16 protein-coding genes are annotated in these 13,089 nt (G+C 42.0%); 6 read left to right on the forward strand and 10 right to left on the reverse strand.

Annotation, left to right across the window (positions count from 1 at the left end; genetic code table 11):
* From ACR2F7_RS17435 to ACR2F7_RS17445, 3 genes are all read left to right on the forward strand, one after another.
* Window positions 1–483: PorV/PorQ family protein (locus tag ACR2F7_RS17435; RefSeq protein ID WP_432714811.1), on the forward strand; the 483-nt coding region annotated here is incomplete at its 5' end.
* 65 nt (window positions 484–548) lie between these two features.
* Window positions 549–1,031 carry a 2-C-methyl-D-erythritol 2,4-cyclodiphosphate synthase gene (gene ispF, locus ACR2F7_RS17440; RefSeq protein WP_432714812.1) on the forward strand — a complete coding sequence of 161 codons (483 nt, stop codon included), beginning with the start codon at window positions 549–551 and terminating at the stop codon, window positions 1,029–1,031.
* A 35-nt stretch (window positions 1,032–1,066) separates the two neighbouring features.
* On the forward strand, window positions 1,067–1,324 hold the full coding sequence (locus tag ACR2F7_RS17445) for a hypothetical protein (protein WP_432714813.1): 258 nt from the start codon (window positions 1,067–1,069) through the stop codon (window positions 1,322–1,324).
* Here the strand turns inward: ACR2F7_RS17445 and ACR2F7_RS17450 are convergent, their stop codons facing one another.
* From ACR2F7_RS17450 to ACR2F7_RS17490, 9 genes are all read right to left on the reverse strand, one after another.
* Complete coding sequence (locus tag ACR2F7_RS17450) at window positions 1,325–2,200, reverse strand: pirin family protein (RefSeq protein WP_432714814.1); 876 nt, start codon at window positions 2,198–2,200, stop codon at window positions 1,325–1,327.
* Between the two features lie 35 nt (window positions 2,201–2,235).
* Window positions 2,236–2,766 carry a YceI family protein gene (locus ACR2F7_RS17455; protein WP_432714815.1) on the reverse strand — a complete coding sequence of 177 codons (531 nt, stop codon included), beginning with the start codon at window positions 2,764–2,766 and terminating at the stop codon, window positions 2,236–2,238.
* A gap of 86 nt (window positions 2,767–2,852) precedes the next feature.
* A complete protein-coding gene (locus ACR2F7_RS17460) occupies window positions 2,853–3,443 on the reverse strand; it encodes a Crp/Fnr family transcriptional regulator (RefSeq protein ID WP_432714816.1) in 591 nt (196 codons plus the stop codon).
* 15 nt (window positions 3,444–3,458) lie between these two features.
* Window positions 3,459–3,623 (reverse strand): FeoB-associated Cys-rich membrane protein, encoded by a 165-nt coding sequence (locus tag ACR2F7_RS17465; protein ID WP_432714817.1) that lies wholly within the window; start codon window positions 3,621–3,623, stop codon window positions 3,459–3,461.
* A gap of 50 nt (window positions 3,624–3,673) precedes the next feature.
* Entirely contained in the window at window positions 3,674–4,867 is a 1,194-nt protein-coding gene (locus tag ACR2F7_RS17470; RefSeq protein WP_432714818.1) for a hypothetical protein, read from the reverse strand.
* Between the two features lie 2 nt (window positions 4,868–4,869).
* Entirely contained in the window at window positions 4,870–5,700 is an 831-nt protein-coding gene (locus ACR2F7_RS17475) for a type 1 glutamine amidotransferase (protein WP_432714819.1), read from the reverse strand.
* Between the two features lie 4 nt (window positions 5,701–5,704).
* The gene (locus ACR2F7_RS17480) at window positions 5,705–6,805 is read right to left on the reverse strand and encodes a carboxylate-amine ligase (RefSeq protein WP_432714820.1); all 1,101 of its coding nucleotides are present in this window, start codon (window positions 6,803–6,805) and stop codon (window positions 5,705–5,707) included.
* A gap of 12 nt (window positions 6,806–6,817) precedes the next feature.
* Window positions 6,818–7,867, reverse strand: a complete 1,050-nt coding sequence (locus ACR2F7_RS17485) for an ATP-grasp domain-containing protein (RefSeq protein WP_432714821.1) — start codon at window positions 7,865–7,867, stop codon at window positions 6,818–6,820.
* A 5-nt stretch (window positions 7,868–7,872) separates the two neighbouring features.
* On the reverse strand, window positions 7,873–8,607 hold the full coding sequence (locus ACR2F7_RS17490) for an esterase family protein (RefSeq protein WP_432714822.1): 735 nt from the start codon (window positions 8,605–8,607) through the stop codon (window positions 7,873–7,875).
* 95 nt (window positions 8,608–8,702) lie between these two features.
* On the opposite strand from ACR2F7_RS17490, the gene ACR2F7_RS17495 reads away from it, so the two are divergent.
* Entirely contained in the window at window positions 8,703–9,527 is an 825-nt protein-coding gene (locus ACR2F7_RS17495; RefSeq protein WP_432714823.1) for an alpha/beta hydrolase, read from the forward strand.
* Here ACR2F7_RS17495 and ACR2F7_RS17500 read toward each other — a convergent pair.
* Complete coding sequence (locus ACR2F7_RS17500) at window positions 9,520–10,176, reverse strand: NAD(P)H-binding protein (RefSeq protein WP_432714824.1); 657 nt, start codon at window positions 10,174–10,176, stop codon at window positions 9,520–9,522. The genes ACR2F7_RS17495 and ACR2F7_RS17500 overlap by 8 nt on opposite strands.
* 198 nt (window positions 10,177–10,374) lie before the next feature.
* Between ACR2F7_RS17500 and typA the strand changes: the two genes are divergently transcribed.
* Together typA and ACR2F7_RS17510 are read left to right on the forward strand one after the other, a co-directional pair.
* Window positions 10,375–12,183 carry a translational GTPase TypA gene (gene typA / locus ACR2F7_RS17505; protein ID WP_432714825.1) on the forward strand — a complete coding sequence of 603 codons (1,809 nt, stop codon included), beginning with the start codon at window positions 10,375–10,377 and terminating at the stop codon, window positions 12,181–12,183.
* A gap of 138 nt (window positions 12,184–12,321) precedes the next feature.
* A complete protein-coding gene (locus ACR2F7_RS17510) occupies window positions 12,322–13,038 on the forward strand; it encodes a 3-ketoacyl-ACP reductase (protein ID WP_432714826.1) in 717 nt (238 codons plus the stop codon).
* The last annotated feature ends 51 nt before the right edge of the window (window positions 13,039–13,089 follow it).

Below are 13,089 nucleotides of genomic sequence, written 5' to 3' on the forward strand. Positions count from 1 at the left end.
GGCACAAAAATGTCTTATACCAACGGTACAGTCCCCTATTTTCTCCCTGCAAATATAAAAATAGGGACTGCAGCCAGTTTTAAATTAGCTGGTGACAGCAAGCTTAACCTGGCCCTTGACTTTAATAAACTTCTGGTTCCAGTTGCCACAGCTTACGGTGCAGAAAATAACGATACTTCTGTTCCAGCAGGTCTGATTAAATCATTTATTGATGATCCGGATGGCCTGAAAGATGAACTTAAAGAAATTAGCGTGGGTACAGGGTTAGAGTATGCCTATAAGCAGCAATTTGCCTTAAGGGCCGGATATGGCTATGCGCACCCTCAAAAAGGGAACAAGAGTTACCTTACTGTTGGTGCCGGTTTTAAATATGAGGTCATGGGCCTAGATCTGGCCTATATCCTTTCCCGTCCTGAAAAAAGCCCTATGGCCAATGCCCTCAGAATTACCTTGCTTTTTAACTTTGACAGAATAGCTCCATAAGTTTGGAATAAAAGGCCTTTTAAATGTATCTTAGGACGTTTCTTTCCTTACCTTAAAAAGCAAAAATGAAAATAAAAGTAGGATTCGGTTTTGATGTTCACCAATTAAAAGATGGCCATCCTTTTATCGTTGGTGGTGTAAATTTAGAACATCACCGTGGTGCCTTTGGCCATTCTGATGCAGATGTTTTACTTCATGCAATTTGCGATGCCCTTTTAGGCGCAGCAAATATGCGAGACATCGGTTTCCACTTTCAAAATACAGATCCACGGTGGAAAGGCATCAGCAGCATGCTTTTATTGCAGGAAACCGTTCAGCTGATCAGCGAGAAAGGATTTACCATCGGTAATATTGATGCCTCACTGTGTTTAGAAGCACCAAAAATCAACCCTCACATTCCCCAAATGCAGAAAAATATTGCTGAAGCCATCAATATTTCTGAAGAGGACATCTCCATTAAAGCAACGACTAATGAGCAAATGGGATTTATTGGCAGGGAAGAAGGCGTGGTCGCTTATGCCGTGTGTTTATTAGAAAAAAACAATTAAGGGCCCTTAACCGTTATAGTTAAAAGCCCTTAACGATGAGAAATTCTATAAAACTGCTTTATATTTGTGCCTTTTCCTTTGCAGGAATAACGGCCTGTACTTTCGGTGATAAAGGACAAGAAGGAAGAACCGACTCTGCCGTAGTGGATACTAACTTACATGGCGATCCAGAAGGTGGACATAGAGGAACAGGCATTGATCCAGACGAACCTGTGCATACCAAAGAAACATCTATTCTAAAAGATACAAGTGGTACAGACAGTGCCGGCAGAAGCTTAAACAAAAAGCCTTAATTACTCTTCCAGGTAGCCAAATTTACCTTCATTATAATCGGCCAGTGCCTGTTGTATTTCTTCAGGCCTGTTCATTAAAAAAGGACCATAAGAAGCAATAGGCTCCTGTATAGGTTCGCCGCTGAGCAGTAAAATAACACTGTCCTGTATAGCTTCAACAGTTATTTCCGTTCCCTCATTTTTGAAGTGAACAAACTGATCCTGTTGGGCATCGCTGCTCTGGTTAATTTTAATGTTGCCTTCCACCACTAACAAGCCCGTATTGTAGTTTGCCGGTAAGTTTAACTGTAGGCTGGCACCTGCTTTCAGTTTCAGGTTATACACTTCCATCGGACTAAAAGTACTGGCAGCGCCTTTTACACCCTGAAATTCTCCAGCAATAACTTCTACATTACTTGCCCCATCGGCTAAGGTAAGCGTAGGAATAGCACTGTGCTGCAAACCCTGGTATTTAGGCTTGATCATTTTATATTTTGCAGGCAGGTTTACCCATAACTGCACAATTTGAAAATCACCCCCTGTGTTGCTAAACTCCTGCTCATGGTATTCCTTATGCAGAATACCACTGGCGGCAGTCATCCATTGCACATCCCCGGGATATATCTTTCCGCTGTTGCCGGCACTATCGTGATGGGCTAAAGCGCCCTTATACACAATGGTTACCGTTTCAAAACCACGATGGGGGTGTACACCTACACCCCGTGGCTCGTTCCTTGCAGAAAAATTGATTTTAGCATTGTAATCCAGTAAAAAAAATGGGCTCATTTTTATTTTGTATCCTCCAGGAAAAAAATTGTGTACCCTAAATGCATCACCAACCATGTGTGGGGCCGGTGCTTTTAAAATATCCGCTACTGGTTTTACCATCTCACTCATTTTATTTTCCTTTATATAAAGAAGGATGTTGCTGCTTAAGCTTGTTTTACAAATTGCAACTCACCTAAAATACGTACTTCCTCACTCACCATGACGCCACCTGTTTCCAGTGCTGCATTCCATGTTAAACCGAAGTCTGTTCTGTTAATTTTACCATTGATGTTAAATCCGGCTTTGATATTTCCCCATGGATCGGTCGCAATGCCACCAAATTCAACTTTCAGTTTTACAGGTTTTGTAACCCCTTTAATGGTTAAATCTCCATTCAGGTTATAATCATCACCATCTTTAGTTAAAGTAGCTGATTCAAATTTCAATGTTGGGAATTTTTCAGCATCAAAGAAATCAGCACTCTTCAAGTGATTATCTCTGTCGGTATTATTGGTGCTGATCGAGGCAATTTGTGCTTCGAAAGAAACTTTAGCATTGCTAAAATCCTCTTCCTCTGTTTCCAGTTCTGCGGTAAATTCATGAAATGCACCGGTAACAGTGGTAATCATTAAGTGTTTAACTTTAAACTCTAATTCACTGTGGGTAGGATCTAATGTCCATTTCGTTGTAGCCATAATATTAATTTCTTTAGGTTGTTTAATATAATGGTACAAATGTACGGCCAAGTGTTTGACCTCCCCTTGATGTAAGATAAGAAATGCTAAGGGCGGAAATGTTTGTGTGCCAGGTCTTTCCTTACCCTGCTTAAAGATTCTGGTGTTATACCAAGGTAAGAAGCAATCATCCATTGAGGAACCCTCAAAGTAAGGTTGGGGTAGAGCTTAATAAAGTTAAGGTAGCGTTCTTCGGCAGTTGCACTCAAGAGCATATTGATGCGACGCTGCATAAAACGGATAGAGTTGTTGAGCATGATTTGGTTAAGGTCATGCAAACCCTCCACATGGGGAATCACGTCCCTGAAGAAGTCTTTGGGAACAATGATGGCCGTTGTTGCTTCCACAGCATCGATGTTAAAATCTGCAGGCTCATTAAAAAGCAGGCCGTTTCTTTCAGAAATCCACCACAATTCCGGGGCAAACTGAATAATATGCACTTTACCCTTGCTGTCAATTGAATAACTGCGCAGTAAGCCCTCAACAACAAAATAAGTTCTGGTGCAAATATCTCCCTGGTTGAGGATCAATTCGTTTTTCTCGAAAGTTTTAATTTTAAGGTGCTTTGAAATCAGCTCAAACTGCTCATCGCTAATGGTAATGGACTTTTCAAGGTAGGCTCTAAACTTTTCTAACATATGGTGGCTAAACCGCTATTTTTTGTGCGTATCAATTTTAGAAAAATCTACCTTACATTGGTTACTGTTGCAGGAGCCACAGCTGCCGCCTTTATTGGCAACAGAACGATAAATGATCCGGCCTATATAAAATATAGCCGCAGCAAATAAGAGGATGACAATGATGGTTTGAATGTCCATGATTCAAAATTAAGGAACAAAACCTTTGATGAGGTCTTGCAATTGTCAATTTACTGTTCCATAAGGCCTACCGTTCCGCCTACCCAGTCGAAATCCTTGTTGTAGCGTACACCAATCATCTTTCCCCTGCTTAAGCGGGAGAGGTTCATGCAAAGTTGTGGTTCTTCACCATCAGGCCATAAATACATTAACCTTATTTCGGCCTTTACACCACCATCCAGGGCTTGCACGACGGGCTCATATTTTACTTTTCGCTGCAGGATCCAGTTTCCGCGGTCTTGTACTTTTTCCAGGGCCTCGCGGTCAACATCAATCACAACACCCTGGCCAGCAAAAGAAAAAAGAGGCTTCAGTACATAATTTTCCAGGTCGGCCGGTATTTCTTCCACCTCATTTAAAAACCGTGTTTCGGGTACAAAATCATGCTTCAAAAAGGGCATGGTGTATTTGCTGATGCGGTAAAACCAATTAGGATGTGTTGCCCATTCAATATCCAGCTCTTCACGGGGGTCAAAGCTTTGTTCAAACAGCGCTTTGCTATCTTCCACCTCATCAAAAATTACACGGTTATAAATCCGCTTTAGCCGTTTCTTCTCCCCATTTTCCCGGTAAAAAAGTTGCTTTCCCTCCTTGAATATATCCGTTACACTTAAGATTTTGATGCCCGTTTCCCTTTGGGTAATGTAAAAATCAACAGCGGTCTTTTGCTGTTCAGCATCCAGATCTACCAGGGCCACTTCATCAGGCTGGTGTTTACCCAACACCACTTTTTTAAACAACTCTACATAAGCCGCTTTGTCAAGCCCATTGAAATACGGACTAAAAGAAGCGATCTCATCAAGGTCATAGGCTTGCTTGTAGGCTTTTGCCAGCTGAGGTTGAAAAGCATAGAGCGAAGGAAAGCCTTGCATTTCTATCAACTGCGGGGTCAGTTCCCCGGCATCATCTTTACAAACAGCAAAATCAAAGGTCAGGAAATGAGGATGGTCATTTTCATTGGGCACATTCCACTGTGGCGGAATGGCTTTTTGGGTTAAGGCCTTAAAATCAGGCTGGCGAATGAGTTTGATGATCTCGTTACCAGCAGCAATTAATTTTTCTTTTAACGCTGCAGGGATAAAAATAGGTGTTTCCGCAATGCGAAAGGTGATTGCAGGTAATCCTGCGCTGATGGTTGCTAACAGGTTTTCATATTTATGATGGGTAAAATTACCATTGAACTTCTTTCTGTAGCTGGGGATCATCTTTAAGCGTCTCTATATTGTTGTAAGGCTTCCGTTAAAAAATTTGGCAAGATCAGCTTTTGCGTCAGCAGAATCCTATTGGGGTCATCCACACTATGGAGCATATCGTAGTATTTTTCCTCCCCATGAGCAAGGATGATAGCCGCTTTACGCTCTTCCTGTAGTAAATGCACTTTCATGCCCACAGGGTCCGCTTCGGGATGGAACTGCGTACCCATCACCTCCTTTGAAAAGCGGATGGACATCATGCAGCGTTCCATGTCTACATGCGGACGGTATTTTTCTATGGCAGCAACTTCAGCAGGTGTATCTTCAAAGTGGTCCTCTTGACTGGAAATCACCTGCCAATCTCTGCTGTCTACCGCATAAAATGGATTGGGCAAGCCCTGAAACACAGGATCCTGCGCCCCTTCAGAGGTCATGCTGATGGGGAAAATTCCAAAAGCAGGAGAATTGCGCTGCGTCACTTTGCCTAAGCCATATTTGCGACAAGCCATCTGGAAAGAGTGGCAAATGAGGAAAACATACTTTTTAGGGCCGCTGGTTTGTAGGTTATAGGCATCCAAAGCATCCAGCAAGTCAAAAAAACTATTTTCCCAAGCCTGTCCTTCTCCGGCAAAAGGACTGCCCGGCCCACCCGAAGAGATATAAATATCAAAGCTGGTGTCTGGCAATTCATTTTTCTGTCGCAAGTCAAATACAAAAGGACGCAGCTCAAAATCCGAATCTGCAGTATATTTTTCTAATACAGTCAATATCCCTCTCATTCCCTGGTTGGGGAACCCATCATTCATGTCAATAACGGCAACCTTAATCGTTTTTTTTTCTGTCATGTTCTTAACCAAGTCCTGTTACGGTTTGTGCAGTAATATAATCAACTACAGCCTCGTAACTTCCCGTTTGTTCGTATACGGCAAGCTGTCGGTCGGCACCAGTGCCAGCTGCTAATATTTGATGTACATAATTAATTTCGTTCCTAGAGCCCAGTTCATCCACAACATCATCAATAAAATCTAAAAGCTCTAACACTAAATTACGACAATTTACTTCAATTTCTTTCCCGAAATCAATCAAATTCCCGTCAATTCCATACCTCGCCGCACGCCATTTATTTTCATTGATCAGCGCCCTGGAGTAGCTGATAAAGTTTAAATTTTGTAACCTCAATTTGTATAACTTAGCACATAAAGCCTGGAACAGGGCTGTGAAAGCCATCGTCTCATCTACCAGCATAGGGCAATCACAAATTCTGAATTCTATGGTCTGGAAAAAAGGATGTACCCTAATATCCCACCATATTTTCTTGGCATTGTCGATACAATTGGTCTTAATCAGCAGCTTCACATAGTTGTCATAATCTTCAATGCTATTGAAAATATCAGGAATCCCTGTACGTGGAAACTTGTCGAATACCTTGGTGCGGAAAGATTTGTAACCCGTGTTACGGCCTTCCCAGAAGGGTGAATTGGTCGATAAGGCAAAAACATGGGGTAGAAAATAACGTACCTGGTTGGCAATATGGATGGCAAGCTCACGCGATTGAAAGCCTACATGCACATGCAGGCCAAAGATCAGGTTTGAGCGTGCCGCTTCCTGCAGCTCGTTGACAATATCGCTGTAACGGGGGTGTTCTGTAATCAGCTGTTTTGCCCAATGTGAAAAGGGATGGGTACCCGAAGCCCCGATCCGTAAACCCTGTTCTCCCGCCAATTGAGCAACCGTTTGGCGCAGCTGTGTAATTTCCAGCCTTGCCTGGTCTGTATTTCTACAAATGCCCGTGCCCACCTCCACCACAGCCTGGTGCATTTCTGCCTTCACCTGGTCTTTATGAATTTTTTGAGCAGCATCAACAATTTTCTGGTCGTGCGAGGTGAGCTCCCTGGTTACAGGGTCTAACACCATATATTCTTCTTCTATACCGAGCGTAAAGACATTCATGAGAGGCTGGTGCTATAATTTTTCTTTAGTTTTTTTTGGTGCCGCAGGTTCTTTTTTAAACTTTGCCTGTACAGCAGCCCTTGCTTTGGTTGCTTTCACTGGGTTGTTCACAAGAGGTCGTCCGGTAGCAGAAGTTTTAACATATTCTCCCCAGGTAAGGTTATCTTGTCCTTCTATATGGTTTTGTGCCCTTTCAATGGCGTATGCAGCAGCGGTATTGACTACCCAGTCAAAATTCTCCTGACCAACACTAGAAATTTCAGCATCCGGTGCAGGGTTACAGAAATCTATTGCATAAGGAATGCCGTCTCTAACGGCAAACTCTACGGTATTGAAATCATAACCCAGATATTGGTTCAGCTTGATGACATAGTCGTGGATGGTTTGCATCAGCTTTTCGCTCGATGGCGGATTTTCTATAGCATACCTTAAGTGGAAAGGATTTCGTGGCTCATATTGCATAATGCGCACATGTTTACCACCAATGCAATAGCAGCGGAAATATTCATCAAATACAATTTCTTCCTGCAGCATCATCACCGTTTGTTTTGTGGTGCTGTGTTTCTCAAAGAAATCTTCCTTATTTTCAAGCTTGTAAACTTCTTTCCAGCCACCGCCGTCAAAGGGTTTCATGTAAGCGGGAAAACCTGTATATTCAAAGATCTCATCCCAGGCCAAGGGGAAGGCTAAATTGCTGAAAGAAGTATCCGAGGTGTCATCAGGACGTTCGTAAGAAGGCAATAAAGCTGTTTTAGGTACAGGTATCCCTAGCTTTACGGCAAGTGCATTGTTAAAAAACTTCTCATCAGCACTCCACCAAAAAGGGTTGTTGATAACGGCAGTGCCCGTAATGGCGGCATTTTTAAGCGCTGCCCTATAAAAAGGTGCCCCTTGCGAAATACGATCCAGAATGACGGCATAGCCTAAGCTTTCTGCCTGAAATACTTTATCGATACTTACAAATTCTGCGCGGATATCAGCAGGAGCTGTTTCGTTGACTCGTTTAACAAAGGCTTCAGGAAAAGACCTTTCCTGTCCAAATAAAATTCCTATTTTCTTCATTGAGCTTAATTTTTTACAGTTATTGTGGTTGGCGAATTAATTTGGCCCAGGTAATCAGGGAACATCGTTCTCCACACTATCCAGTCATGATCGGCATCTGATCTAATGTCAAGCCAGTGGTTAATACCCTTTTGCGTTAAAATTAGCGAAAGATTTTCATTGTCCCGTCTGCAAATATCCCTGTCGGCCGTACCTAAAACAATTTTAAGCTGCCAAAGTTCTGGGTTTTGTGCAGCAGGCATAAAATCTATTGGATTATTGTAATAAACATCATCATTGTAAAAACCATCCATTTGTCCGCGGATGTCAAAAGCACCACTCATGCTCAATAAATGACTCACCAGGTGAGGGTGGCGAAAGGCGAAATTTGCCGCATGGTAACCTCCAAAGCTGCAGCCGGCCACGATGACGCGCGCTATGCCGGTGTCTTTGCGGGTAATGGGCAGAATTTCTTCCAGCAGCATTTTTTCATACCACATATGGTTTCTCATCCGGTCGGCAGGGTGGATGTCTTTGTTATACCAGCTCCGGGCATCTACGCTATCCGGACAATAGATTTTAACCTTGCCCTCGTCTACAAATTGCTGTACCGATTCAATTAATTTAAAGTCTTTATTCTCGTAATAACGCCCATTACTGGTGGGAAACAGCAGCAAAGGGTAACCTCCATGACCAAAGGTAAGCATCTCAAATTCTGCACTTAAATTTGGACTATACCATTTCAAATAGCCTTCTTGCATATATTTAAGATTAAGTTTTTAAAAGGTAAGCAGGATGACCAGCATTAACAAATTTTAAATTTAATTTTTTTACTGAAAAGCTGTAAATTGCCTCAGTGAGGTTAGCACAAGAAATTAAGAAAACAGCTTTTGAATTGGATTCTATTCATTTAAAAAGAACTGTAGCATTGGAAATTTATATGCCGCTAGGCATTTCCAGTGAGCAACAATTCAACCTGTTATTGCTGAACGATGGTCAGGATGCTGATGCGCTGCAGCTGCAGGCTACCCTTGAAAACCTATTGGGCTTGCAACAAATAGAAGCGCTGGCCGTGGTGGCTATTAGAGCGGGCGATGAACGCATTCAGGAATATGGCGTGGCAGGCATGCCTGATTACCTCGGCCGTGGGGCAAAAGCGGGGTACTATGAGCAATTTATCATCAACGAACTTTTACCTTTTGTAGCACAACACCTGCCTTTAAAGGTCAATGGAAAAACAGGTTTTGCCGGTTTCTCCTTAGGTGGGCTTTCTGCTTTTGATATCGTTTACCGAAATCCTGAACACTTTAACCTGGGAGGTGTATTTTCAGGGGCTTTCTGGTGGCGCAGCAAAGCACTTGATGCAGCTTACGACGAAGAGCAGCACCGGATTGTCCTGCAGATGATCAGGGGAGTGCAAAGTAAACCTGCCGTAAAGTTCTGGCTGATGGCCGGCACGGCAGATGAAACCTCAGACCGCAATAACAATGGCATAATAGATTCTATAGACGATACCATTGATGTGATCAAGGCACTGCTTCACAAAGGTTTTCAGCGCCCTGCAGACCTCTGTTATTACGAGGCGCTGGGCGGTAAACACGATGTTCCAACATGGGGTAAAGCTTTTCCGGCATTTTTACGCTGGGCATTTCCGCGGCAGTTTCAGCGTGGCACTAGCTGATGTTCACAATCTGATCTGAAGGATAGGTAAATATGCCTTTCTCCTCCTGCAATGACTTTTTCACCATGGCAGCAGCCACCGTTTCTATCCTGATGCTTCTATATTTCTTTAAAGGGCCCACTAAAACAGGGTTGAGAAAACGCATAAGGTTGATCATCAGCTTTTCCGCAAAACGATGCTCAGTACGGTGTCCATCAAGCAAGGAAGGGCGGTAGATGTATATGGCCTGGAAGGGGATGGTTTTCAGGTCGCGCTCAACTTCACCCTTGGTTCTTGAATAAAAAATGCCCGACTTAGGGTTGGCCCCCAATGCAGAAACAAGGTGGTATTGAGTGGCCCCATTGGTATAGGCTATCCATCCCGCATCCAGCGGATACTTGTAGTCAATCTTTTTATATTGCTCTCTGTCGGGGGTTTTTTGCTTGGTGGTACCAAGGCAACAAAAAACCACATCGCCACGAATTTCTGCCGCGTACTGATCCAGATGGTCAAAATCAACCTGCAGTTGTTTCAACTTTGGGTGTTGTATATTCAGCGTTTTACGCACCACTACCAATACTTGCGTATAATTGTCGTTCAGTAAAAGCTGTTGAAGCAAGGCGCTACCAATCAATCCGCTGGCGCCTAATAAAATCGCTTTTTTTTCCATGGTGTTGCAAAAAGAATTAATTCACTTATCCATTGTATATACCTCTGTAAGGTACAATTAAAATTTTGAGGTCAATTACCTGTTTTGCAAGAAGGTAATTGTGTGCTGCATATGACATCTTTTCATGCAAAAGGGTAACATATAGGCTGATATATCAAAATAAAACGATATCTTTGCGCAAAATTTACAACGCATTATATGCAAAAAATAAGAAATATAGCTATTATAGCACACGTTGACCACGGTAAAACTACGTTGGTTGATAAGATTTTACACACTTGTTCTATTTTTCGTGATAACGAACAAACAGGTGATTTAATACTTGATAATAATGACCTGGAGCGTGAACGTGGGATTACCATCGTTTCAAAAAACGTTTCAGTTAGATACAAGGACTATAAAATTAATATCATTGACACTCCTGGTCACGCCGATTTCGGTGGTGAAGTTGAGCGTGTGTTAAAAATGGCTGATGGTGTTGTTTTGCTTTGTGATGCTTTTGAAGGTGCAATGCCTCAAACGCGTTTCGTAACACAAAAAGCATTGGCTTTAGGTTTAAAACCTATTGTTGTTGTAAATAAAGTAGATAAAGAAAACTGTCGCCCAGACGAAGTTTATGAGCAAATCTTTGAATTGTTCTTTAACTTAGAAGCTACAGAAGATCAATTAGACTTCCCTGTAATCTACGGTTCATCTAAACAAGGATGGATGAGTACTGATTACAAAGTGAAAACTACTGATATTTTCCCTTTAATGGATGCTATCATTGAGCACATCCCTGCAGCACCAGAAAACGAAGGTACTTTACAAATGCAAATTACCTCTTTAGATTATTCATCTTTCGTAGGTCGTATTGCAATTGGTCGTGTACACCGTGGTACAATTAAAGAAAACCAGCCTGTAACGTTAATTAAGCGTGATGGTAGAGTTGTTAAATCAAGAGTAAAAGAATTATATACTTTCGAAGGTCTAGGTAAAATCCGTGCTACTGAAGTAAGTTCAGGTGATATCTGTGCTGTAGTTGGTATTGATGGTTTTGATATCGGTGATACTATTTCTGATTTTGATGCACCAGAGCAACTTCCTGTAATCTCTATCGATGAGCCTACAATGAACATGTTGTTCACCATCAATAACTCTCCATTCTTCGGTAAAGAAGGTAAATTTGTTACTTCTCAACGTATTAAAGAACGTTTATACAAAGAGATGGAAAAAAATCTTGCCCTTAAAGTGGTTGAAACTGATTCTCCAGATTCATACCTTGTTTACGGTAGGGGTATTCTGCATCTTTCAGTATTGATCGAGACTATGCGTCGCGAAGGTTACGAAATTCAGGTAGGTCAGCCACAGGTTATCGTTAAAGAAATTGACGGTAAAAAATGTGAGCCTATTGAAACATTAATTGTTGATGTTCCGGGTGAAGTTTCTGGTAAAGTAATTGAATTGGTAACACAGCGTAAAGGTGAGTTATTGGTGATGGAACCTAAAGGTGACTTACAACACTTAGAATTTGAAATCCCTTCACGTGGTATCATTGGCTTAAGAAATAACGTATTAACAGCTACTGCTGGTGAAGCAATTATGGCTCACCGTTTCAAAGCTTACGAGCCTTGGAAAGGTACCATTCCTGGAAGATCTAACGGTGTATTGATCTCTATGGATAAAGGTTCTACTACTGCTTATTCAATTGATAAATTACAAGATCGTGGTCGTTTCTTCGTTGATCCAGGTGTTGATATCTATGAAGGTCAGATTGTTGGTGAGCATATCCGTGATAACGATTTAGTTGTTAACATCACAAAAGGTAAAGCATTAACCAACATGCGTGCTTCTGGTACTGATGATAACGCTCGTATTGCACCAGCTATTAAATTCTCTTTAGAAGAGGCTATGGAATACATCCAGGCTGATGAGTATATTGAGATTACGCCAATCAGCATGCGTTTACGTAAAATCTATTTATTAGAGAACGAACGTAAAATCAACGCTAAAAAATTCCAGTCTTAATTTTAAGACCGACGTTTTTTAACGCATAAATATTAAACTGGCTGTCCCCAAAGGACGGCCAGTTTTTTTTTGTCTATAGCCTTCATGAGCTGAAAGCTAATAATCTTTGCTAAATTTGGGTTTTAAATTGTTGAGACGATGGAATCATTACAAGGGAAAAATGCACTGATTACCGGTGCAGGTAAAGGAATTGGAAGAGCACTGGCCATTGCACTTGCTCAGGAAGGTGTAAATATTGGCTTAGTGGCCAGAACAGCCGCAGATTTAGAATGTGTAGCCGAAGAGCTGAAACCTTTTCAGGTGAAAACAGTTATCGCAACCGCAGATGTGGCAGACATCAATGCCGTTAATGCAGCCGTAGCCACCATTAAACAAGGTTTAGGCTCCATTGATATTTTGGTGAACAATGCAGGCATCAGCAGCTTTGGTTCTTTCATGGAGCTTGAGCCAGAACGTTGGGAAGAGATTGTGAAAGTCAATTTATTTGGTCCTTATTATGTTACCCGTGCAGTATTGCCAGATATGATAGCCAGCAAAGTTGGTGATATCATCAATATCTCCTCTACAGCAGGTAAAAATGGCAATGCGGTAACTAGTGCTTACAGTGCCTCTAAGTTTGCCTTAATCGGCATGTCAGAGTCCTTAATGCAGGAAGTACGCAAGCACAACATCAGGGTGTCTACCCTGGTGCCGAGCACCATTGCAACGGATATGGCTAAAGACCTGAAATTAACCGATGGCAACCCGGAAAGGGTAATGCAGCCTGAGGATTTTGCAGAACTGATTGTATCGCAGTTAAAATTAAACCGCAGGGTGTTTGTTAAAGAAGCATCATTGTGGTCTACTAACCCTTAAAAAGGTTTTAAAATATTTGGTAAGGGTCTGTTCTTCTTTGATGAAGGACAG

It is taken from the genome of Pedobacter sp., assembly GCF_045628745.1.
Taxonomy (GTDB): Bacteria; Bacteroidota; Bacteroidia; order Sphingobacteriales; family Sphingobacteriaceae; genus Pedobacter.